23 protein-coding genes and 1 pseudogene are annotated in these 20,171 nt (G+C 68.1%); 10 read left to right on the top strand and 14 right to left on the bottom strand.

Going from position 1 to position 20,171, the window contains the following annotated elements; translation table 11 throughout:
• Positions 1-85: 85 nt before the first annotated feature.
• Both NWFMUON74_RS04645 and NWFMUON74_RS04640 read left to right on the top strand, forming a co-directional pair.
• Entirely contained in the window at positions 86-400 is a 315-nt protein-coding gene (locus tag NWFMUON74_RS04645; RefSeq protein ID WP_187686749.1) for a hypothetical protein, read from the top strand.
• The gene (locus tag NWFMUON74_RS04640; protein WP_187686748.1) at positions 397-1,860 is read left to right on the top strand and encodes a hypothetical protein; all 1,464 of its coding nucleotides are present in this window, start codon (positions 397-399) and stop codon (positions 1,858-1,860) included. Before NWFMUON74_RS04645 ends, NWFMUON74_RS04640 begins: the two co-directional genes overlap by 4 nt.
• Here NWFMUON74_RS04640 and NWFMUON74_RS04635 read toward each other — a convergent pair.
• Positions 1,857-2,390, bottom strand: a complete 534-nt coding sequence (locus NWFMUON74_RS04635; RefSeq protein ID WP_187686747.1) for a pyridoxamine 5'-phosphate oxidase family protein — start codon at positions 2,388-2,390, stop codon at positions 1,857-1,859. The two genes, NWFMUON74_RS04640 and NWFMUON74_RS04635, sit on opposite strands and share 4 nt — an antisense overlap.
• Before the next feature lie 188 nt (positions 2,391-2,578).
• On the opposite strand from NWFMUON74_RS04635, the gene NWFMUON74_RS04630 reads away from it, so the two are divergent.
• Positions 2,579-3,403 carry a potassium channel family protein gene (locus NWFMUON74_RS04630; protein WP_187686746.1) on the top strand — a complete coding sequence of 275 codons (825 nt, stop codon included), beginning with the start codon at positions 2,579-2,581 and terminating at the stop codon, positions 3,401-3,403.
• A gap of 51 nt (positions 3,404-3,454) precedes the next feature.
• Positions 3,455-5,098 (top strand): type VII secretion protein EccE, encoded by a 1,644-nt coding sequence (gene eccE, locus NWFMUON74_RS04625; RefSeq protein ID WP_187686745.1) that lies wholly within the window; start codon positions 3,455-3,457, stop codon positions 5,096-5,098.
• Positions 5,099-5,148: 50 nt separating this feature from the next.
• Here eccE and NWFMUON74_RS04620 read toward each other — a convergent pair.
• Both NWFMUON74_RS04620 and NWFMUON74_RS04615 read right to left on the bottom strand, forming a co-directional pair.
• A pseudogene (locus tag NWFMUON74_RS04620) lies at positions 5,149-6,035 on the bottom strand (IS5 family transposase).
• A gap of 157 nt (positions 6,036-6,192) precedes the next feature.
• Positions 6,193-6,753 (bottom strand): NADPH-dependent FMN reductase, encoded by a 561-nt coding sequence (locus NWFMUON74_RS04615; protein ID WP_187686744.1) that lies wholly within the window; start codon positions 6,751-6,753, stop codon positions 6,193-6,195.
• A 166-nt stretch (positions 6,754-6,919) separates the two neighbouring features.
• Here NWFMUON74_RS04615 and NWFMUON74_RS04610 point away from each other — a divergent pair, with 166 nt between their 5' ends.
• The 4 genes from NWFMUON74_RS04610 to NWFMUON74_RS04595 all read left to right on the top strand — a co-directional run bounded on the left by NWFMUON74_RS04610 (position 6,920) and on the right by NWFMUON74_RS04595 (position 9,699).
• A complete protein-coding gene (locus tag NWFMUON74_RS04610) occupies positions 6,920-7,912 on the top strand; it encodes a GAF domain-containing protein (RefSeq protein WP_187686743.1) in 993 nt (330 codons plus the stop codon).
• A gap of 104 nt (positions 7,913-8,016) precedes the next feature.
• The gene (locus tag NWFMUON74_RS04605; RefSeq protein ID WP_187686742.1) at positions 8,017-8,262 is read left to right on the top strand and encodes a hypothetical protein; all 246 of its coding nucleotides are present in this window, start codon (positions 8,017-8,019) and stop codon (positions 8,260-8,262) included.
• A complete protein-coding gene (locus tag NWFMUON74_RS04600) occupies positions 8,255-8,794 on the top strand; it encodes an RNA polymerase sigma factor (protein ID WP_187686741.1) in 540 nt (179 codons plus the stop codon). Before NWFMUON74_RS04605 ends, NWFMUON74_RS04600 begins: the two co-directional genes overlap by 8 nt.
• Positions 8,791-9,699: an FHA domain-containing protein gene (locus NWFMUON74_RS04595; RefSeq protein ID WP_187686740.1), complete on the top strand. Its 909-nt coding sequence runs from the start codon at positions 8,791-8,793 to the stop codon at positions 9,697-9,699. Before NWFMUON74_RS04600 ends, NWFMUON74_RS04595 begins: the two co-directional genes overlap by 4 nt.
• A 124-nt stretch (positions 9,700-9,823) precedes the next feature.
• Here the strand turns inward: NWFMUON74_RS04595 and NWFMUON74_RS04590 are convergent, their stop codons facing one another.
• Positions 9,824-10,633: an S-methyl-5'-thioadenosine phosphorylase gene (locus NWFMUON74_RS04590; RefSeq protein WP_187686739.1), complete on the bottom strand. Its 810-nt coding sequence runs from the start codon at positions 10,631-10,633 to the stop codon at positions 9,824-9,826.
• Positions 10,634-10,728: 95 nt separating this feature from the next.
• Here NWFMUON74_RS04590 and NWFMUON74_RS04585 point away from each other — a divergent pair, with 95 nt between their 5' ends.
• Positions 10,729-11,088 carry a metal-sensitive transcriptional regulator gene (locus NWFMUON74_RS04585; protein WP_425300863.1) on the top strand — a complete coding sequence of 120 codons (360 nt, stop codon included), beginning with the start codon at positions 10,729-10,731 and terminating at the stop codon, positions 11,086-11,088.
• 147 nt (positions 11,089-11,235) lie between these two features.
• On the opposite strand, the gene NWFMUON74_RS04580 is transcribed toward NWFMUON74_RS04585, so the two are convergent.
• A complete protein-coding gene (locus NWFMUON74_RS04580; protein ID WP_187686738.1) occupies positions 11,236-12,069 on the bottom strand; it encodes an LLM class F420-dependent oxidoreductase in 834 nt (277 codons plus the stop codon).
• Between the two features lie 151 nt (positions 12,070-12,220).
• Here NWFMUON74_RS04580 and NWFMUON74_RS04575 point away from each other — a divergent pair, with 151 nt between their 5' ends.
• Positions 12,221-12,673 carry an Hsp20/alpha crystallin family protein gene (locus NWFMUON74_RS04575; protein ID WP_187686737.1) on the top strand — a complete coding sequence of 151 codons (453 nt, stop codon included), beginning with the start codon at positions 12,221-12,223 and terminating at the stop codon, positions 12,671-12,673.
• Between the two features lie 13 nt (positions 12,674-12,686).
• Here NWFMUON74_RS04575 and NWFMUON74_RS04570 read toward each other — a convergent pair whose 3' ends face one another.
• From NWFMUON74_RS04570 to infA, 9 genes are all read right to left on the bottom strand, one after another.
• A complete protein-coding gene (locus NWFMUON74_RS04570; protein ID WP_187686736.1) occupies positions 12,687-13,577 on the bottom strand; it encodes a hypothetical protein in 891 nt (296 codons plus the stop codon).
• 215 nt (positions 13,578-13,792) lie between these two features.
• On the bottom strand, positions 13,793-14,710 hold the full coding sequence (truA, locus tag NWFMUON74_RS04565; protein ID WP_187686735.1) for a tRNA pseudouridine(38-40) synthase TruA: 918 nt from the start codon (positions 14,708-14,710) through the stop codon (positions 13,793-13,795).
• Positions 14,711-14,803: 93 nt separating this feature from the next.
• Positions 14,804-15,340: a 50S ribosomal protein L17 gene (gene rplQ / locus NWFMUON74_RS04560; protein ID WP_187686734.1), complete on the bottom strand. Its 537-nt coding sequence runs from the start codon at positions 15,338-15,340 to the stop codon at positions 14,804-14,806.
• A 62-nt stretch (positions 15,341-15,402) separates the two neighbouring features.
• Complete coding sequence (locus NWFMUON74_RS04555; protein WP_068020676.1) at positions 15,403-16,461, bottom strand: DNA-directed RNA polymerase subunit alpha; 1,059 nt, start codon at positions 16,459-16,461, stop codon at positions 15,403-15,405.
• A gap of 92 nt (positions 16,462-16,553) precedes the next feature.
• The gene (gene rpsD / locus NWFMUON74_RS04550; protein ID WP_187686733.1) at positions 16,554-17,159 is read right to left on the bottom strand and encodes a 30S ribosomal protein S4; all 606 of its coding nucleotides are present in this window, start codon (positions 17,157-17,159) and stop codon (positions 16,554-16,556) included.
• Positions 17,160-17,180: 21 nt separating this feature from the next.
• Positions 17,181-17,594 (bottom strand): 30S ribosomal protein S11, encoded by a 414-nt coding sequence (gene rpsK / locus NWFMUON74_RS04545; RefSeq protein WP_187686732.1) that lies wholly within the window; start codon positions 17,592-17,594, stop codon positions 17,181-17,183.
• 9 nt (positions 17,595-17,603) lie between these two features.
• Complete coding sequence (gene rpsM, locus NWFMUON74_RS04540) at positions 17,604-17,975, bottom strand: 30S ribosomal protein S13 (RefSeq protein WP_187686731.1); 372 nt, start codon at positions 17,973-17,975, stop codon at positions 17,604-17,606.
• Between the two features lie 207 nt (positions 17,976-18,182).
• Entirely contained in the window at positions 18,183-18,296 is a 114-nt protein-coding gene (gene rpmJ, locus NWFMUON74_RS04535) for a 50S ribosomal protein L36 (protein ID WP_025347279.1), read from the bottom strand.
• 94 nt (positions 18,297-18,390) lie between these two features.
• On the bottom strand, positions 18,391-18,612 hold the full coding sequence (infA, locus tag NWFMUON74_RS04530; RefSeq protein WP_003886926.1) for a translation initiation factor IF-1: 222 nt from the start codon (positions 18,610-18,612) through the stop codon (positions 18,391-18,393).
• Positions 18,613-20,171 lie beyond the last annotated feature (1,559 nt).

Below are 20,171 nucleotides of genomic sequence, written 5' to 3'. Positions count from 1 at the left end.
GTCCGGTGCGTCCTATTCCATGACAGTTCGGACGACGAGCAGAGCGGCAGCTCCAACCAGGAGCCGACCGGGTTGGGAGTGAGTCGTGGTTTCGATCGACACGGCGGCGGTGCAGGGTATCGCGACGGATCTGGCGGTCTCGGGGCAGAGCGTGCTCACCTCCGCGAAGACGCTGGGAACCGCTGCGGCACAGGTCGATCCCGCTCAGACCGGGCAGATGTACCACGAGTTCGGCGCCAAGCTGTCGCAGGCATGCGTGGATGCCGCCGGGCTACTCGCGAGATGGGGTTCGAGCATCGAGGACTGCACGAACGCGCTGCGGTGGGCCCTCACCGTGTACGAGCGGCAGGAGCAGGCCAACACCGCCGGAGTCGGCGCGGCGGGGGATGTACTCGTATGATCGACGCCGCCGAGCTGACCGCGGACCCTCAGCTGACCAGGGGTGAACCGGGTCTGCGACGACTACAGGAGTTCATCGAACCGTACGCGGGCTGGACCGGCAGCAACGCCCCCAGCGGGTACGACAGCGCCGCACTCCGTGCGCTGTACGACGCGGAACGGGGCTTGGACCTCACCGACCTGGCGACTTTCGCCGACACGCTGAGCGCTCAATTGATCGCTGCCCGGGAACAGGCGGGGATGCAATCGAATCGGGCCGGGTGGGTCGGAGCAGCCTGGACGGAAGGCGCGGGCGTGGCCGCGGCGGCGCTGCTGTCGCAGGTGGCCGCCCGTGTCGGTACCGACGTGGAGAAGCTGGCAGGGCTGGCGACCTCGATCGGCACGGCCCTGACGGAGATTGCCGCCAGCCTACGGCGCAAGGCCGACACCAGCGAAACGGTCTTCGGCGCACTCACAATCGGCGGCAAACATGTCTCCGAGGTCGAGCAGATAGCGCGCTACGCCCAGGGCGACTTCGGTCTCGTGGCGGACGACGGCAAACACACCGTGGTCCGCGCCGTGCTCCCCGACCTGCCGGACGACACCGACCCGCGGCAGTATGCCGCCGACTGGATGAACGAGACCTTCGTCCCCGAATTGGAAACTCGGGTAAGCGAATTCGCCACTCTCAACCAGAACACGCGCACCACCATCAGTCAGCATTACGCTGAGCTGCTCACTACATTCGATGGTCTCGACCACAGCCCCTACCCCGGACCTGCCCAGGCCGGCCCGGTCAGTTCGGCGCTGTACTCCGACACCACGCCTGCGGTCACCGCGTCCCGACCCGCCGCGCGGCAACAGGTTCCGGCCGTACCCGAGTCCCCCATCGCCACACAGAACGGGACCGCCCAGGGCGCCGTGGCCGCGGCGCCGAATTCACAACTCGTGCAACAACAGCAGTCGACTCCGGCCGCGAACGCGGCGGAGATCTCGACGATCATCGGTACCGTAAGGCAGGACTCCGGGGACCGATTCGACAACGGAGAATTCCCGCCGGGCAACGACACGGGAGTCAGCGATGCCACAAACACGCACCCAGTCAGCATTCCCGAGGCCATGAACGAGGCGTCCACCGCGGCCGCTGACGAAAGGTCCGCAATGTCGGACGGGCATGACCGGAACGGGATGCCCGCGGCATTCGGGATGCCGATGATGCCCCCGCGGCAGCAGGGCCCCGGGGACCGCGGCGAGCATCGCTCGAAGATCAAGCCGCACAAGAGCATTTTCGCGACGGCCGACGAGGCGGCACCCGGCGCAGAACCGATTTTGGTGCCCGCGACCATAACCGCGTCGACCATGTCATCGCCGGAAAGGCCGAACGAGTCCGACGAGGCCGGCGCGAGCGAGGCAACCGTGAACGATAACGCCGGTACCGCAGCGGAATCGGTATCTCCGTCTCGCAATGATGCGGGCCATTAGTCGAACCGCCAGCGGGTCGCGCCGAACGGTTCCACGGTGCCCAGGGCCGTGGCGGTGCGCGCGGTGATGCGGTAGACGTGCCAGGGTGGGCGGCCGGCGGATTGCGCGCTGAAATCGGCGGTGAGTGCTTCGCCGGAGTCGTCGACGCGGGCGGGCCAGCCACCGGCCGCCCAGCGCGCGGCCATGTCGGCGACCGCCGCGCGGTCGGTGACGATTTCGGCGATGCCCTCCACCACCAGGTCGAACTCCTCGATCGCCAGGCTCATCGCGCAGCGCGGGTCGCGGGCCAGGTTGCGGCCCTTGCGGCTTCCCTTACCCGTCTCGAACCAGAAGGCGCCGTCCACCCAGAGCGCGCCGATGCCCGTGACGTGCGGGCTGCCGTCCGGATTCAGGGTGGTGAGCCAACAGGTGTGCCGGTTCGGGCCGCCTCCCCCGGGCTCCTGCGGAAATCCCGCATCGAGTCGATCCCGCACCTCGGGCCAGCTCATCGCATCCGTGTCGTACAGTTCGGCGAGATTGATCGTCTCCATACCGGTACCGACTCTCCGTCGGTCGCGAATTGATCGGTGCGGCGTAGCTGCTCGGTCGATTACGGGATTCCGGCAACGTCGAGGGCGGGAGCGGCGATAACTTGGGGGCATCCACTTCCGGTTGGCCCCGGCCGCCGACACTTTCCGGTAGGCCCCGGCCACCGAGCGATCCACCTAGGCAGTTCCGTATGACCCAGCTCAGTGCCCGGACCGATCCCGCCCCGCCCGAGCCGACCAGCCGCCGCGTCGCATGGGAGCGCGCCACGAACATCCCGATGGGCGTGCTGGCGGCGGCATTCCTCGGCGTGTACGCCTGGCACGTGCTCGATACGGGCGCCTCGCCCGTACTGGACGCCTGGCTCACCGGCGTCGATATCGGGATCTGGGCGATCTTCGCGGCGGACTTCCTCCTGCGGCTCGGATTGTCCACGCGGCGTTGGCATTTCCTGCGGTCACATCCGCTGGAACTACTCATCGTGCTGCTCCCGCCGGTGCGCCCGCTGCGCTTGCTCCGGGCGGCGCTGCTGGTACTGGACACGCTGAACCGCAGCAAGCTGACGCGGGCGCGCCTGTCGGTGTTCGTCGGGGTGTGCTCGCTGCTGGTGGTGTTCCTGTGCAGCCTGGCGATGTTCGACGCCGAGTACGGCGCCGCCGACGCCAAGGTGCGAAATTTCGGCGACGCCCTGTGGTGGGCGGTCGTCTCGGTCACCACGGTCGGCTACGGCGACTATTACCCGGTCACCACCGAAGGCCGCCTGGTGGCCCTGGTCCTGATGACGTTCGGCATCGGGCTGATCAGCTTCGCCATCGGCACCACCACCAGCTGGGTCATCGACCAACTGAAGACCGTCGAGGAGTCCGCCGAGCGCACCGACCTCGAGGTGGGTCGGCTGGTCGAGGAGATCCGCGCGCTGCGGACCGAGGTCGCGGGTCTGCGCGGTGCGCCCGAAAGCCCCGACGCTCCCCGAACAGTGCTCATGTCGGCGCCACACAGTACAGTTCAGCAGGACTGAAGTTCAGCTCGGCCGTCGACATGGCCGACACCGGGTACCTGGGGGACGACGATGGCCGAACCGAGCGGGTCGCACAACCGCCCGCTGTTTGGACGGATCTCGCTGCCGAACCTGCTCGCGGCGCAATTGCTCGGGCTGGTCGTGGGGGTGGCCGTACTGATCGCGGGCCTGCAGTGGTGGTATGCGCTGGCCGCTGCCGTGGTGGCGGGTCTGCTGGTCCTGATCCCCGTCGGCAAGCGCACCGTGGCGGATTGGATCGCGACGATCTGGCGCTACCGCACCCGGCGCGGCTACCGGCTCGGCGACACCGTGGATTTCCGTGGGCCCGACGGGCGTTCGCTCGGCCTGTACTGGGAGGGCAGCCGGGTGGTGGCGGTCGTCGAGGTGCTGCCGCCCAGGGGCGGCCTGACCCGCATCGACCGCAATACCGTGCATGCCTCGCACCTGCTGCCGCTGCCCGAGCTGGCGCAGTGCCTGACCCAGCACGACATCCTGCTCAGCGGCATCGACATCATCAGCCACGGTCACCGCAGCCGCTCCGGCACGCCGGCCGGCCCGATCTACGAGTCGCTGCTGGGCCCGCTGCCGGCGACAGCGCACCGCACGGTGTGGCTGGCGATCAGCTTCGACACGCTGGCCTGCCCGGATGCCGCCGATCGGCGCGGCGGCGGCACCGAGGGCGCGTGCCGCGCGGTCACCATCGCCACCCAGCGCATCGTGCGCGCGCTCGAGGACGCCGACTGCGCGTCGCGAGTGCTCACCGCGCCCGAGATCAAGAAGGCCGTCCTGCAGGTCACCGCGCAGATCGATCCGCGCACCCTCACCCATCGGTGGCGCTACGCCGAGCTGGGTAACGGCGTAAACATCGGCGCGGCCGTCGATCCGAAGCAGCTCGGTTCGGATCTGCTGGCGCAGTTGTGGGTCGACCCTTCCCGGGGCACGACCGTGGCCGTGCGGCTGCGGCCGGGCAGCTCCGCGGAGATGGTGAACATCGGCGCCGCATGGCGCCTCACCACCCGCGAGCTGCCGGAGAAGCGCCGTCGCAAGGGCATGGTGTCGCTGAACGGGCGGCACCGGCAGAGTCTGCTGGCCCATCTGCCGATCGGTATCCCGGATGTCGACGACACGGTGCCGCTGGGCGAGTACCCGATCGACGTGGTCGGCGCGCTGCATCTGCCGTCGTCGGGCTGCGGTCAGTTGATCGGCTCCGACGACGAGGGCAACGGCGTCGCGATCCGGCTTGTCGGCCAGGGCATTTCGACCGTGTACGTGGCGGGCGAGCTGTATCTGGCTCAGCAGCTGGTGTTCCGGGCGCTGGCCGTCGGCGAGCGCATCCTGATCCGGACCGACCGCCCGCAGGCATGGGAGCAGCTGGTCACCACCATCGGCAACCCGGAGCGGTTGACCATCGCCGTCGAAACACACCAGAGCGACGCGAATTTCACCGCGGCCGTGGTCGACGGAGTCCTCGCACCCGCGCCGCACGCCGGCGTCACCACGATCTATGTCACCGGTGATCCGATGGGCTGGCCCGCGACGCGGCCGGACCTGTCGATCCATCAGCCGGGTGCCATCGGCAACCATGTCATCCTGCGCACGGGGACCGCACAGGTCGACCTGACATTGGTGTCCATTCCGCGCGAGGCCACCTACATCGGCAATCCGCGTGGACGGCGGCCCGTCGTGCATCAGTAGTCGGCTAGGGCTTGTATCGAAGTGGTGAGGGGGGGCCGGTTGGCCCGCCCTCACTGGTGTCGTAGCCATTGGTTGATGGCGGCGATGTGGACGGTGGCCAGGTAGCGGACAGCGAGCTTGTCGTATCTCGTGGCGACGGCACGGTGTTGTTTGAGCTGGTTGATGCCCCGTTCGACCGCGTTGCGGTCGCGGTAGATCACGGGGTCGAACGCGGGTGGACGGCCGCCGGTGCGGCCGCGGTTGCGGCGGTGCGCGGCTTGGTCGGCCGGAACGGGAATAGTGACTGCGATGCCGCGGTGCCGCAACCATTCCCGGTTGCTGCGACTGGAATAGGCCTTGTCGGCCAGTACCCGATCCGGTCGTATCCGGGGTCGGCCACCGCCGGGTTTGGGCACGGCGATCGCGTCCAGCACCGCCACCATCTGCGGGTTGTCTCCAGCTTGACCGGGCGTGATCAGCACCGACAGCAGTCGGCAGCCTCGCTCGCAGGCCAGATGCAGCTTGGTCGTCCAGCCGCCCTGGACCGGCCCAGTCCGTGATCGGTCGGCTCGCTTGCGATTCCGCCGGGCGGCTCTGCCTGCCGATCACCGTCTCGGCGTGCTCCAGCCGCGTGCTGATGAGCCCTGGCGATCGTGGAGTCCACACTCACCTGCCACACGATCTGCCCGGCCGCGTCGGCGAATGCCTGTAGCAACTTCAGGATCAATACCCACACTCCGGCCCGTTGCCAACGCCGGAACAATCCGTACACCGCAGGCCACGAACCGTACTCGACCGGAACGTCCCGCCACGGCGCCCCCACTCGCGTGCGCCACCGGATCCCGTCGATGATCTGCCGTCTCGTCCACGTCGGCGGACGTCCAGCCTTCTTCCCGCGAGGCAACAACGGCTCCAGCCGTGCCCACTGGGCATCGGTCAGATCCGCTCGCCCCGTCACCGCTACTGTGGCCACGAGGTCTCCGGCACTATTCAGGTTTGTTTGGTCGCTAACCCGAATACCGGAGACCTCACCTATATGCCAACGCAGGCAACGCCTTCCGCCACTGGCTGGCACCGCGCAGCGGTGCCAGCCAGCACCTACTTCGATACAAGCCCTAGCCCGGGTACGGGTCGGTCGCGCGTGCGGTGCGCAGGTGGCGGCCCCACCAGGCGAGCTGACGCAGCAGACGGGCGGCGGCGTCGGTGGCCGCGCCGTCCGCGGTCTCGCCGTTGGCGTCGAACTTTCGCTTGGCCTCGTGGAAGCTGACGGTCTCGCGGATCGAGACCATATGGATCTCGGCGACCACCTGCCGCAGCTGCTCGACGGCGCGCAGGCCACCGGACAGACCGCCGTAACCGACGAAACCTATCGGCTTACCTCGCCATTCGTGTTTGGCGCTGTCGAGTGCGGTCTTCAGCGCGGCCGGATAGCCGTGGTTGTACTCGGAGGTGACGGCGACGAACGCGTCCGCGGTGGCGAGCCGTTCCCGGTAGGCCCGTACCTCCGGCGTCACCGACAGGTCGGTGGGCAGCCGGGTGTGCAGGAGATCGATGACCCCCGTGTCGAATTCGGGGTACGAACGGGCCGCGCGCAGGAACCAGTCGGCGACGACCGGCGCGAACCGTTCCGGCCGCACGCTCGCGACGATGATCTCGAGCCGCAACGGGCTGTCCATGCTCTGTCCTTTCCGCCACCTCCGGGCCTGACCACGCTCGCGCGAGCCTAGCCTGGCCGTGTCGGCCACCGATATCGCCACCCCGGCACCGCGCCGGTTCCGGATGGTGCACGATATTCGCTGGCTATTACGAAGGCGCACGGCGGATTCAGGAAAGGGGGCGTACGTGACAGTCGGCGAGTGGCTGCTGATCGAGACGCTGGGTCGCCCCGACACCTGGTCGGTGCTGACCGTCGGCACCGCACCGCGGCAATGGAAGTCGCTGGCGCGCACCGTGCCCGCCCGCCTGCAGTCCGTCGTCACCGCCGCGGTCGAGGGCCGGGCGCCGGTGGATCGGGAGTTGCCGAGGTCGCGGCATACGTGGTCACAGCAGCGGGCACGGGCGCTGCCGCTGCTCGGCCCTGGTGGCACCGTGCACGGCGTGCTGTTCCGGGTGGGCGATACTCGCGCCGCGCCGCCGCCGGTGGCCCCGTTCCTGATGGACGCGCGCACGCGCCGCACCGAGGTGCTGTGGCAGGGGCTGGGACCGGCGTTCGATCGGGGACGTTCGGTGTGGGTGGGCGCCGAATCCTTCGAGCACATGGAACGTTTCGACGGCGCGCTGGACCTGGTCGCCACGGTGTCCCGGGCCGAACCCGGCGCGCGCTGGCTGGGCACCTGCACCGTGCGCACACCGGCCGGACTGCGCACGCTGTTGATCGCCACCCGCAATGGCGACGACCCGCAGTGCTGGCGCGGACTGCTCGCCGACGTGACCGACAGCGTGCCCGCCCAAGGGAAGTCGTTCGAGGCGGCGACGGTGGACACGCTCGTCAGCACCAACCCCGGCCTGCATCTGGCGGTGGTCGACACGGCGCGCATCCGGGTGATCCGCTGGATCAGCGCCCCGCTCCCCGGCCTGCGCTGGACCGGCGCGACCGACGAACGCACCCTGCCCCACCCCGCCGACCGCCCCCGAATCCTCGCCGCCCGCACCGCCATTCTCGCCGGAACCCAATTCCACACCATCCCGGCCCTGCGACTCGCCTCGACCACCGGTGATTGGCTGACGATCGACGTGGAAATCTCCCCCCTCCCCTATGGCCCGCCCGACAACACCCCACCCCAGTTCGCCCTCGTCCGCATAACCCTCCCCGCGCCGCTCACTCCCACACCGTGACACCCGCCACCCCGTACCGAGCGACGACGATCCCGCGCGGAACCGATTGTGGACGCACAGCCCTCCTCCCACGAGTACCGAAGGTGAGCACATCGACAGGAGGGATGACCGTGAACGTATGGTGCCTGCTGGCAATTACCATTCCGGCGACGATCACGGTCGTTCGGGAGCTTGCCTCCGTGTGCCGAGATATCGCTCGTCGCAACCGCATCGAACGTCTGGTGCATCTCGCGCCCGGAACACTACGGTTGACCGACACCACCGGCGACGGAGATAGCTTGTACATCGGATTCACCGATACGGCCGACGGCTCTATCGACACGGCGACCAGCGGAATCCATGGTGAGTGAGAGCGACGGGGAAAACAGATCGGATACCACGAACACGTTCGCAGACTTCTACACCGCGACGGTCGAGCGTAGTTTCGCCACAGCTGTGCGGCTTGCCGGGGATCGGGAGATCGCCTACGACGTGGTGCAGGATGCCTATGTGGCGATGCTGGAACGCTGGGAGCATCGGGAGAGCCGTGCGCTCGACGACAACCGGCGTTATGTGGTCGCGATCGTCGCCCACAAGGTCGCTGACTGGTACAGACGCAGCAAACGCTTTGTCCGTTGGGACGACAACGACGACCCGCCGGTAGACGAGGCCGGATACGACCGAGCGCTCGATGAACTGAGTTCGTTCAAGGTGGTACATGAGGTGCTCGAGAGCCAACCGGTTCGAAGGCGGATGATCGGCATCCTGTATTTCCTCGAGGAGTTCGAGTACGCCGAAATCGGTGCTGCGCTGGGAATCACCACTTCCACTGTGCGAACACAGGTGGCGCGACTGCGCTCCGGTCTCATGCCGCTGCTGAAGGAAGGAGGCGACCACCGATGACCACGGGCAACGATGACGACATTCGCGCTCTGGTACGGAAGGCGTACGAGACCGTCTCCGAACCCGCCGCTTTCGACGTCACAGCGGGGCTGCGTGATGTAGTCCGCCGCGCCCGGCGCCCGGATCCTCAGCCCTTGCCGGACCTGGCGGAACAACTCGCGCACGTGATCCACCGCGGTGAACGACAGGGCTCCCGGTCGGCGAAAGGCACGTTGGTGGCGAGGACCTTCTACACGGCGATCACAGCGGAGCCCCGAGAGGGCGTCGAAGTGGTGTTCGGCCGCGACAGCGGCAATGTCACCGTCGTTCTCGGCGCGGACGATGCGAGTGTAGGCCGTCGGCAAGGGCGGCTGGATTTCCGGAACGGCCGCTGGTGGCTGACCAATATCGGACGAGTACCGATTCAGGCCGGGTCGAGAGTGACCTTCACCGAGGATGGTCCGATCGCGATCGATCAGGGGTACACGATGTTGTTCGTACAGGGCTCCGAGGCACGGTTGCACCAGCTCGAACTGTATGTCGTCGGTGACGACCACATCATCCCCCCGCCACTCCCCAACACTGTCGAACCGGAACCGGTTCCGTGGAACCTGTCCCCGGATGAGCGGCTGGTGCTGGTCGTATTCGCCCAGCGGTATCTGCGGGGGGAGCCGAATCCGCGACCGTGGTCTCGGCGTGAGGCGACCCTGTTGCTCAAAGAGTTGGATCCTGCCGCCAGATGGACTGCACGCAGAGCCGAGGAGCTCGTATACCGGGTCCGTGTGCGCTGGGCGGACAGCCGGGTACGAGGTTCGGGGGGACGGCAATTCGGAGCACAGCGCCCTGATCTCGGTGACCTCATCCGGTATCTCATCGTGAACGGCACATTGTCGCCGCGCGACTTGGACCTCCTCGACGGCTACTGACGCGTGCGCTCACCACCTCTCGTTGCTCGCGGACCGGTTCGGGAGCCACGAGTGTGCCCGGGTAGCAGCGCATCCCGCGACGCGGCGCATCGGCGAATCGGTTCGCTGCCATGGGGTCCCGGGGTCAGGGTAGTTCGAGTGGGAGCGTCACCCCGGTGTGCACGCGGCACCGGTCGCAGGTTTCGGTTCCTTCGACCACCGACACCGCCTGCCGGACCAGCTTCTTGAACGGGATCAGGTTCCGCTCGAATTCGGCGAAGACGGCCGCCGCGCTGACGCCGTCACCGGCTTCCAGACCGGCGTCCAGGTCGGTCACCAGAGCGATTGCCGCATAACACATTTCGAGTTCCCGGGCGAGCACGGCCTCGGGATAGCCGGTCATGTTCACCAGTTCCCAGCCCTGCGCGGCGAACCAGCGGCTCTCCGCGCGGGTGGAGAAGCGCGGGCCCTGGATCACGACCATGGTCGCGGCGTGCCGCATCGGCAGTTCGTCGACGGCGGCGGCCGTCGCCGCGGCGCGCAGGTCCTCGCAGTACGGGTCGGCGAAGGTGACGTGGACGCCGCCGTTGTCGAAGTAGGTCTGCGGACGGCCGGAGGTGCGGTCCACCAGTTGGTCCGGCACGGCCACGGTCCCCGGACCCCAGTCGGCGCGCAGACTGCCGACCGCGCACGGCGCGAAGATCCGCCGCACGCCGATCGACCGCAACGCCCACATGTTCGCCTGATACGGCACGGTGTGCGGCGAGTACTCGTGCTTGCGCCCGTGCCGGGGCAGGAACGCCACCTGCCGGCCCTCGACCTCGCCGACCGTGATGGGCGCACTCGGCGCACCGTAGGGTGTGTCGATGTCCAGGGTGGTCGCGTCGTCGCCGAAGAAATCGTAGAAGCCGCTGCCGCCGATGATGGCCAGTGCGGGGCGGGGAACCGAACTCATGCCCCCGATTCTCGCGCACCGGTCGCCCCACCTGACAAGCCCGCCGAAACACTGTACCCTAGGGGGGTATTGATGACCAGGTGGCGGGAGTGAGGATGCAGCCGGTGACCGACGACCAGACCACGACGGCAGGCCAGAGCACGGTGGCGAACGCCCCCGTCCACGACCACGCTACCCACGGCTACATCACCGCCAAGGACGACTACCTCAAGCGCCTGCGCCGCATCGAAGGCCAGGCCCGCGGCCTGCAACGCATGGTCGAGGAGGAGAAGTACTGCATCGACATCCTCACCCAGGTCTCGGCGATGACGAAGGCGCTGCAAGCCGTAGCGATGGGCCTGCTCGAGGACCACATCAGCCACTGCGTCGTCGATGCCGCCGTCCACGGCGGCCCGGAAGCCGAGGCCAAGATCAAGGAAGCCACCGACGCCATAGCCCGCCTGGTCCGCTCGTAGCGCAACCACCGGTTGCTCGAAGCCGGCGCACCGTGAGTCCCGGGCCGATGGGCGAGCACGCACACGCGACAATAGCGCGGGCGAATCGGTCGCCCAGCCGAGGCCCGCATGCCCGAAGTGGTCGGGTGCGGGCCGAGGCTTCGGGGTTCAGACCCGGGCGGCCAGTGCCGGGGCGAGGGCTCGCAGGGTGGACATGTAGTCCTCGTCGAGAACCTGAACGGCGATCTGATCGGCGCCCGCGTCGAGGTGGGCGGTCAGGCCCGCGGCGATCTCGTCCGCGGTGCCGTGCAGCGCGAGGGCGTCGATGAGACGGTCGCTGCCGGGCTTGGTGACGTCCGCTTCGGTGAAGCCGAGGCGGCGCAGGTTGGCTACGTAGTTGGTCAGGCCGAGATAGAACTCGACGGTACGGCGGCCGGTGGTGCGGGCGCGGTCGGCCTCGGTGTCCAGCACGATCTTGTTCTCCGCGACCAGCAGCGTGTCCGCGCCGACCGTCTCGCGGGCGCGGCGGGTGTGCTCGGGCGTGGTGAGGTAGGGCAGCGCGCCCGCGGTGCGGTCGCGGGCCAGCTCCAGTACGCGGGGGCCGAGGGCCGCCAGCGCGCGACGCTCCTTCGGGACACCGGCGTTGTCGAGCGCGTCGAGATAGTCGACGAGCGCGTCGTAGGGCTTGCGGTAGACGCCGTCGTGCTCGGGATGCCCCACGCCCACACCGAGAATGAACCGGCCCGGGAACCGCGCCTCGATCCGGTGGTACGACTCCGCCACCGCCTCGGCGGGCACCGACCAGATATTGACGATGCTGGTGCCGACCAACTGCGTCTCGGTCGCCTCCAGCAGCGACTCCACCCCGGGCAACTCCGCCGGCGGGGACCCACCCAGCCACAGTGTGCTGTAGCCGAGGCCCTCCAACTCCCGTGCCTGCTCGGGAGTGAAAGCCGCGTAGTAGCGCCAGACTCCGAACCGTCCCAGTCCCTCAATGGTCATAGTCGGTGCGAACCTCCGTGCCGCCGTGCGTATTCCACCCTCGACAAGATCTGGCACTCGTCGCACGAGAGTGCTAAATTGGGGCTCGGACAAGTTCACGGTGCACCCGCCACCGTGGTGGGTGTGCCCATCGCATTCGGAGGTGATTCCTGTGCTGAGGTTCGATCCATTCCACGACATCGACACCGTCGCCCGCCAGCTCCTCGGTGAGAGCAGGGGCACCGCACGCGCGCCGCGCTTCATGCCGATGGACCTGTTCCGGGCCGGTGATCACTATGTGCTGAACGCCGACCTGCCGGGCGTGGATCCCGGATCGGTCGACGTCAGTGTCGACAACGGCACCCTCACCCTCAAGGCGCAGCGCAGCCTGCCCAGCGACGAGAACGTGCAGTGGGTCGCGTCGGAGCGTTTCGCCGGCACCTACATGCGCCAGCTGTCGCTCGGTGAGGGCATCGACACCGAGCACATCAGCGCCACCTACAACGACGGAGTCCTGTCGGTCACGCTGCCGATCGCGGAGAAGGCCAAGCCGCGCCGCATCGAGATCAGCGGAATGGGCAGCGGGCCCAAGACGATCGAAGCGGGCTCCGGCGACCGGAGCTGACCACGAGCCGGGCTCACCCGAGTTCCGGATGCACATGCACCGGAAGCGGTTTGTCCGGCATCGGCAGCACCCGTAGTCGAGCGCGGAGGACGACGTCGGTCACCTCGTGCGGCACGTCGTCCTCCTCCTCGGGTTCCTCCGGGTCCAGACCGAGTTCGAGGATCGCGCGCTCGTGCAGGGCTCGCGCGTCCAGCGCGGCCTGGGCCTGCCAGCGAAATTCTTCGGCCGGAATCGGTTCGCCCGGGGCGGACTCGCGTTCGTCGGTGAGGCGGCGGGCCTCGGCCAGGCCCTCGCCGAGGAACGGGGCGAGGTCGTTGGCCGCGCCGCAATCCTCGTCGTCGACGAACAGCAGGACGCCGTCCAACCGACCGGCTCGCTCGAAACTGCCGTACAGGACCGAACCCTGTCCGTCCGCGGCGGGCCAGCGCAGATATTCGACGCCTGTCACGGGCTCGTCGAGTTCGGCCGTCCATTCCGGTGCCTCGATCCCGGCCGCGACGAGCCGATCCGCCGCCTCCCGCGCGGCCGTCCGCGACGGTTCGGCGGTCAACACGGCGACGCAGCGCAGGAAGCCCAGCGCGCCGGTATCGGATTGTTTCTCGGCCTCGCCGATGAACATCTGCGCGAACGCCTCGTCGTACTCGGGGGTGCCGTAGGTCGCGGCGAGCAGTGAGGCGGCCAGGTACTCGCCGTCCACCGGATCGTCCACGGTCTCGAACCGCGCGATGGTCGCGGCGATGTCTTCGATCATCTGCTCGAAGTCGCTGCCCTCGATCTGGAGTCCCACGTCCTCGAGGACCTCTTCCACCGGATCGGCGAAGTCACCGGCGGCCGCATCGGACGGCACGCCCGTACGCGCCTGCTTGCTCTTCTTGCCATTACGACCGCGGCTCACCGGACTCATGTGCGCCGAGTCTGCCACCCCGACGCCCACGCCCCCGCACCAACTCGCGGAAACCAGCCGAGCGGAGCTGCCGCCGCACGATATTCAGCCCTCAACCGCAGCGGCCCGCGGGCACTTCAGCCCTGCCCGGCGCATTCGAAGTATGCCGCTCGAGCCTCCACCGCAGCACCCGTGACGGGCACTACCAGCTGCCCGGGCATGGCGACGCATGCCCCTCAACCGCAGCAGCCCGCGGAGGGTGGGATCGTGCGCGTCTCGCGGGTTTGGGCGTTGCGGGCGGCCAGGTCGGCTTCGGGAGGGTAGTCGACGGCGATGAGGCTCAGGCCGTGTGCCGGGGCGACGGTGATCGAGCTGGAGCGTTGTCGCTCGGCAAGCAGCCCGGCGACCCATTCGGGCGTACGCCTTCCCTCCCCGACGGCCAGCACGGCGCCGACCAGACTGCGGACCATGGACCAGCAGAACGCGTCCGCGCTGACGTAGGCGGTGAGGAGTTCGCCGTCGGGGGAGATGGCGGGGGAGACGTCCGGGGACGCATCACCCCACGGCCCACCCACACGGTCGCGCGCGGGCGATGTCACCCAATCGAATCGCTGCAACTCACGCACCGTGGTCGCGCCCTCGCGGCGGCGGCAGAAGGCCGCGAAGTCGTGCAGCCCCAACAACTTTCGGGACGCTTCGCGCATGGCGGACAGGTCCACCGGGCGGCACGGGACGACGCTGCGGGACCGGAGGGGCTCGGCTCCGTACGGCGCGGTGGTCAGGCGGTAGGCGTAGTGGCGGCGGAGTGCCGAGAAGCGGGCGTCGAATTCGGGCGGCACGACGCCGACCCGCACGACCCGCACGTCCTTCGGCAGAAACCGAGCCAAGCGGTGAATCAGCTTGGGGCCGTCGAACTCCGCGTGCGTGTCGAAATGCGCGACCTGGCCTTCGGCATGCACACCCGCGTCCGTCCGACCGGCCACGGTGAGCTGGATCGGCTCGCGCAGCACCTTGCTCAGCGACTCCTCCAGCACGCCCTGCACCGTGCGCAGGCCGGGCTGGCGGGCCCAGCCGGTGAAATCGGTGCCGTCGTAGGCGACATCGATTCGTGCCCTGATCGCAATGGTTTGCTGAGCCGGATCGGCACTGGTCAAGCCATCTCCTGGTTAACATGAGGAAAGCCCGCCGACCCGGAGGGGACGGCGGGCTTCGCTATGGTCATCCCCCGCATACGCGGGGAAGCAACCTTACTTCTCGTCGGCCTTGTCCTCGGCAGCCGGGGCCTCGGCCTCGGTCACCTCGTCGGCCTCGGCAGCCGCCTCGGTCTTCGGCGCCTCGGTCTTGGGCGCTTCCGCCTTCGGCGCCTCGGCCTTGGCCGCCTGCGACGCGGCCACGCGACGGGCACGATCGGCCTCGTTGGTCACGGTCTTCTCCCGGACCAGCTCGATGATCGCCATCGGCGCGTTGTCACCCTTGCGCGGCATGGTCTTGATGATCCGGGTGTAGCCACCCTCGCGGCCCTCGAACGACGGTCCGATGTTCGCGAAGAGTTCGTGCACCACGTCCTTGTTGCGGATCACCTTGAGCACCTCGCGGCGGTCGGCCAGCGAGCCGGCCTTCGCCTTGGTGACCAGCTTCTCGGCGTACGGGCGCAGCGCCTTGGCCTTGGCCTCGGTGGTCGTGATCCGACCGTGCTCGAAGAGCGCCGTGGCCAGATTGGCGAAGATCGCCTTCTGGTGCGACGCCGACCCGCCGAAGCGGGCACCCTTCTTGGGCTTGGGCATTGTTGGATTCTCCTTCAGGAAGGCCCTTCGTACCGGACACAGCGCTGCGTCCGTTGAATGGCCTAGAGCTGTTCGGTCTCGGCGTAGTCCTGCTCGCCGTGGTCGGTGTCGCTGAACGAGCCGCTGTCGCTCCAGGTTCCGGTGGAGGCGTCGTAGCCGACGACGCTGGACGGATCGAAGGAGGCCGGGCTGTCCTTGAGCGAGAGGCCCAGCGAGTGCAGCTTGACCTTCACCTCGTCGATGGACTTCTGCCCGAAGTTCCGGATGTCCAGCAGATCCGATTCGGTGCGGGCCACCAGCTCGCCGACGGTGTGCACACCCTCGCGCTTGAGGCAGTTGTACGACCGCACGGTGAGGTCCAGGTCCTCGATCGGCAGCGCGAACGAGGCGATGTGGTCCGCCTCGGCCGGGCTGGGCCCGATCTCGATGCCCTCGGCCTCCACGTTGAGTTCACGCGCCAGGCCGAACAGCTCGACCAAGGTCTTACCGGCCGACGCCAGCGCATCCCGCGGGGAGATCGAGTTCTTGGTCTCGACATCCAGGATGAGCCGGTCGAAGTCGGTGCGCTGCTCGACACGGGTCGCCTCGACCTTGTAGGTCACCTTCAGCACCGGCGAGTAGATCGAATCCACCGGAATCCGGCCGATCTCCGCGCCCGAGGCCTTGTTCTGCACGGCCGGAACATAGCCGCGACCGCGCTCGACCACGAGCTCGATCTCCAGCTTGCCCTTGTCGTTCAGGGTGGCGATGTGCATGTCCGGGTTGTGGACGGTGACACCGGCCGGCGGGACGATGTCACCGGCGGTGACGGTGCCCGGGCCCTGCTTACGCACGTACATGGTGACCGGCTCGTCCTCTTCGGACGACACGACCAGGCCCTTGAGGTTCAGGATGATGTCGGTGACATCCTCCTTCACACCCGGGACGGTGGTGAACTCGTGCAGCACGCCGTCGATGCGGATGCTGGTGACCGCGGCGCCCGGGATGCTCGAGAGCAGGGTGCGCCGCAGCGAGTTGCCGAGGGTGTAACCGAAGCCCGGCTCGAGCGGTTCGATGGTGAACTTCGAGCGGTTCTCGGCCAGGACCTCTTCGGTCAGCGTCGGTCGCTGTGAAATCAGCATGAGGATCTCCTCCTTCAGGGGCGCCCGCTATTTGACGCCCACGAACTGGAATTCCCTCCGGCGAACCGGAAGGACAGCGGCACGACCAACGGCTACTTCGAGTAGTACTCGACGATGAGCTGTTCGTTGATCGGCACGTCGATCTGCGCGCGCTCCGGCAGCTGGTGGACCAGGATCCGCAACCGGTTCGGCACTACCTGCAGCCAGCCCGGGATCGGGCGGTCGCCCTGGGTCTCGCGCGCCACCTGGAACGGCAGCGTGCCCAGCGACTTCTCCTTGACATCGATGATGTCGTACTGGGAGACCTGGAAGCTGGGGACGTCGACCTTCTTGCCGTTGACCAGCAGGTGGCCGTGGCTCACCAGCTGGCGGGCCTGGCGGCGGGTGCGGGCCAGTCCGGCGCGGTAGACGACGTTGTCCAGCCGGGACTCGAGCAGCTGCAGCATGTTGTCGCCGGTCTTGCCCTTGCGGCGGTTCGCCTCTTCGTAGTAGCGGCGGAACTGCTTCTCCATGACGCCGTAGGTGAAGCGAGCCTTCTGCTTCTCCTGCAGCTGGACCAGGTACTCGCTCTCCTTGATCCGCGCGCGGCCGTGCTGGCCGGGCGGGTAGGGGCGACGTTCGAACGCCTGGTCACCGCCGACTAGATCAACACGGAGCCGACGGCTTTTGCGGGTGATGGGGCCGGTGTAACGAGCCATATCTCTCTACCTTCCTTCCCGCTAGACGCGACGCCGCTTGGGCGGACGGCAGCCGTTGTGCGGCTGCGGGGTGACATCGGAAATCGAACCCACCTCGAGGCCGGTGGCCTGCAGCGAGCGGATCGCGGTCTCGCGGCCCGAACCCGGGCCCTTGACGAACACATCGACCTTCTTGACGCCGTTCTCCTGCGCCTTGCGGGCAGCGTTCTCGGCAGCGAGCTGCGCGGCGAACGGGGTCGACTTGCGCGAACCCTTGAACCCGACGTGACCGGACGAGGCCCACGCGATGACGTTGCCCTCGGGGTCGGTGATCGAGACGATGGTGTTGTTGAACGTGCTCTTGATGTGCGCGTGGCCGTGCGGGATGTTCTTCTTGTCCCGGCGACGCGACTTCTGGGTCTTCTTGGGGCCGGAGGCCCGACTCTTCGGAGGCATCGGTTATCCCTACTTCTTCTTGCCGGCGACGGTCTTCTTCGGACCCTTGCGCGTGCGCGCATTGGTCTTGGTCCGCTGGCCGCGCACCGGCAGGTGGCGACGATGGCGGATGCCCTGGTAGCAGCCGATCTCGATCTTGCGGCGGATGTCGGCCTGCACCTCGCGGCGCAGGTCACCCTCGACCTTGTAGTCCGACGCTTCGATGTAGTCGCGCAGCTTGGTCAGGTCGTCGTCGGTGAGATCCTTCGTACGCAGATCCGGACTGACGCCGGTCTGGTCGAGGATCTCCTTGGCGCGGGTACGGCCGATGCCGAAAATGTAGGTCAGTGCGACCTCCATGCGCTTGTCGCGCGGAAGGTCGACGCCCATCAGACGTGCCATGGTGGCGATTCCTTAATGTTGCGGAGGTCTGCTCCCTGTCCGTCCCCTCGTGTGGGGCCCCGGCCTCCGTACCGGGGGTGTTCGGGCATCCGCCCCCTTACGGGGCTCGTCGATACCCAGTGGCGCTGGGAGGTCTTCTCTTGTGCCAATCCGATCGACGATCGGTGCTTGGCCGGTGCTGCTGGTCCCGGGGCGAGCCCCTGGTTCCTAGCCCTGACGCTGCTTGTGGCGCAGGTTGTCGCAGATCACCATGACCCGGCCGTTGCGGCGGATCACCTTGCACTTCTCGCAGATCTTCTTGACGCTCGGCTGAACCTTCACGTCCGTCCAATCTGGTTGTGGTTCACAGGGTGTGAACACAGCTTTTCCCCGGACCTGATGGCCGGGGAAGTTCTTTACACCGCGCGGCGCGCGGTCACTTGTAGCGGTAGACGATGCGGCCGCGGGACAAGTCGTAGGGCGACAGCTCCACGACTACGCGGTCCTCGGGCAGGATGCGGATGTAGTGCTGCCGCATCTTGCCGCTGATGTGCGCGAGAACCTTGTGACCGTTCTCCAGCTCGATCCGGAACATCGCATTGGGCAGCGGCTCGATAACTCGACCCTCGACCTCGATGGCCCCGTCTTTCTTCGCCATATCCTCCGCGATCCCGTTTACGCCGGTCCCTGGCTGGGCCCAGCTCTTCGGCTAGCTTGTCATTGCAGTTTTGCGTGCACGTGCATCGACCTGGTGCCATACTCTCCGGAAGCAGCATGTGGACACGAGACGACCGGCGGGTAGGTGCACCGCCGATCAAGCTTACCCGTGCGTGTCCTGCACGGCCAAATGCCCCCCGAACACGGTCCGCGTCACGATTGCCCTACGGTGTGCCGGCCCTGGGTAACGCGGCCATCGCGACCGTGTGCGCTCGCGTAAACTACGCCCTGTCCAGGTACCAGGTAAAGCAGATCCAGGGGGATCCGTGAGTCAGCGCAGCCAGCGACCGGTCGCGGCGGCGCGCTCGGCGACGGCGACCCCGACCGCTAGCGAGGCGCAGTCGTGAGTCGTAACAACGAACTCCCCATGCTGCCGCCGTGGCTGTCCGAGAGCGATGTCACGCAGGTCGGCTACGAGGCTCCGGTGCAGAACCTGCCGCATGAGGAGCTCATTCCCGAACAGGAGCCGCTGAAGAAGCGCGCCAAGCGCAAATCCGAGGACAAGGCGGAACCGGAGGGCGGCAGGAAACGCCGGCTGGGTTGGCGCAAGGACAAGTCCGACACCCAGGAACCGCCCGCCGAGTGGGGCCGGCCGCCGATGCCCGACGCCGGTGCGCCGCAGCACGATCCGCAGTACCGCTCCCCCGAGTCGTTCCGCCCCAACGGCGGCTTCGCGAACCCGCCCCACGGCGAGGCCGCGCAGCCATGGCAATCCGACCCGAACTCCCAGCCCTCATGGCAGTCCGTTCCGCAGTCCCCCGCATCGCCGGAGGTTGCGTCTCGGCAAGTCGGCGGGGGTCCACAGGCGTCCACAGCGCCGGAGGCGCAGGCAAGTCCGTTGCGCCCGGAATCCGGTTCTTCCGCTGCCGGAGCGGCGTGGCAGCCGCCTATTCCTCCTGCGCCGCAGGGTTTTTCGGGCTCGGGTACCGATGCGGCCGGGCGGCCGGATCTGCCGCCGCCGCCCGAGCGGGGGACGCGGCCGCCGTTGCCGGAGCCTCCGGCCCCGGATGTGCGCCCGGACGCGACGCCACCGGCCGCCGACAGCCCGGCCGTTGATTCCGCATCCGGCGGTACCGCCCCGAGCCGACCGCGTTCGGACGAGGCTGTCCCGCAGTGGCTCGACACCGCCGGATCGACTGCCGCCCGATCCCCTTCGCCCACCGCCTCCCCGATCGGCCCCCAGTCGACGGAGTCGACCCCCGCGCCGCCACCCCGCCTGAGCCCGTTCCCCGACAACCACAACCCACAAGCCGACGGCCCCGCCCCCAGCTGGGCCCTACCCGGCGACCACGCCGAACACCCGTCCCCCACCCACGACCCTGCGCAACCATCACCACAAGATCGCGCGCAATCCTCCCCCACCCAAGACCCTGCACACCCCTCACCCACGCAGGCCACAGCACACCCCTCACCCGCTCGCGGCGCTACGCAATCTTCGCCCGCGCACGGCGCTACACAACCATCACCCACGCAGCCCACTGCCGCGCACGGCACCGCGCA

This window comes from Nocardia wallacei, assembly GCF_014466955.1.
In the GTDB taxonomy this organism is placed as follows: domain Bacteria; phylum Actinomycetota; class Actinomycetes; order Mycobacteriales; family Mycobacteriaceae; genus Nocardia; species Nocardia wallacei.
This window is presented reverse-complemented; position numbering and strand designations above follow the sequence as displayed.

Excerpts from the sequence above, each read along its gene's own strand:
- NWFMUON74_RS04605 (WP_187686742.1), top strand. The coding sequence starts at position 8,017 with ATGACCGTGAACGTATGGTGCCTGCTGGCAATTACCATTCCGGCGACG.
- NWFMUON74_RS04630 (WP_187686746.1), top strand. The coding sequence starts at position 2,579 with ATGACCCAGCTCAGTGCCCGGACCGATCCCGCCCCGCCCGAGCCGACC.
- NWFMUON74_RS04590 (WP_187686739.1), bottom strand. The coding sequence starts at position 10,633 with ATGAGTTCGGTTCCCCGCCCCGCACTGGCCATCATCGGCGGCAGCGGC.
- NWFMUON74_RS04595 (WP_187686740.1), top strand. The coding sequence starts at position 8,791 with ATGACCACGGGCAACGATGACGACATTCGCGCTCTGGTACGGAAGGCG.
- NWFMUON74_RS04570 (WP_187686736.1), bottom strand. The coding sequence starts at position 13,577 with ATGAGTCCGGTGAGCCGCGGTCGTAATGGCAAGAAGAGCAAGCAGGCG.
- rpsM (WP_187686731.1), bottom strand. The coding sequence starts at position 17,975 with ATGGCACGTCTGATGGGCGTCGACCTTCCGCGCGACAAGCGCATGGAG.
- NWFMUON74_RS04580 (WP_187686738.1), bottom strand. The coding sequence starts at position 12,069 with ATGACCATTGAGGGACTGGGACGGTTCGGAGTCTGGCGCTACTACGCG.
- NWFMUON74_RS04585 (WP_425300863.1), top strand. The coding sequence starts at position 10,729 with ATGCAGCCGGTGACCGACGACCAGACCACGACGGCAGGCCAGAGCACG.
- rpsK (WP_187686732.1), bottom strand. The coding sequence starts at position 17,594 with ATGCCTCCGAAGAGTCGGGCCTCCGGCCCCAAGAAGACCCAGAAGTCG.
- NWFMUON74_RS04555 (WP_068020676.1), bottom strand. The coding sequence starts at position 16,461 with ATGCTGATTTCACAGCGACCGACGCTGACCGAAGAGGTCCTGGCCGAG.
- NWFMUON74_RS04640 (WP_187686748.1), top strand. The coding sequence starts at position 397 with ATGATCGACGCCGCCGAGCTGACCGCGGACCCTCAGCTGACCAGGGGT.
- rplQ (WP_187686734.1), bottom strand. The coding sequence starts at position 15,340 with ATGCCCAAGCCCAAGAAGGGTGCCCGCTTCGGCGGGTCGGCGTCGCAC.
- infA (WP_003886926.1), bottom strand. The coding sequence starts at position 18,612 with ATGGCGAAGAAAGACGGGGCCATCGAGGTCGAGGGTCGAGTTATCGAG.
- eccE (WP_187686745.1), top strand. The coding sequence starts at position 3,455 with ATGGCCGAACCGAGCGGGTCGCACAACCGCCCGCTGTTTGGACGGATC.
- NWFMUON74_RS04615 (WP_187686744.1), bottom strand. The coding sequence starts at position 6,753 with ATGGACAGCCCGTTGCGGCTCGAGATCATCGTCGCGAGCGTGCGGCCG.
- rpsD (WP_187686733.1), bottom strand. The coding sequence starts at position 17,159 with ATGGCTCGTTACACCGGCCCCATCACCCGCAAAAGCCGTCGGCTCCGT.
- NWFMUON74_RS04635 (WP_187686747.1), bottom strand. The coding sequence starts at position 2,390 with ATGGAGACGATCAATCTCGCCGAACTGTACGACACGGATGCGATGAGC.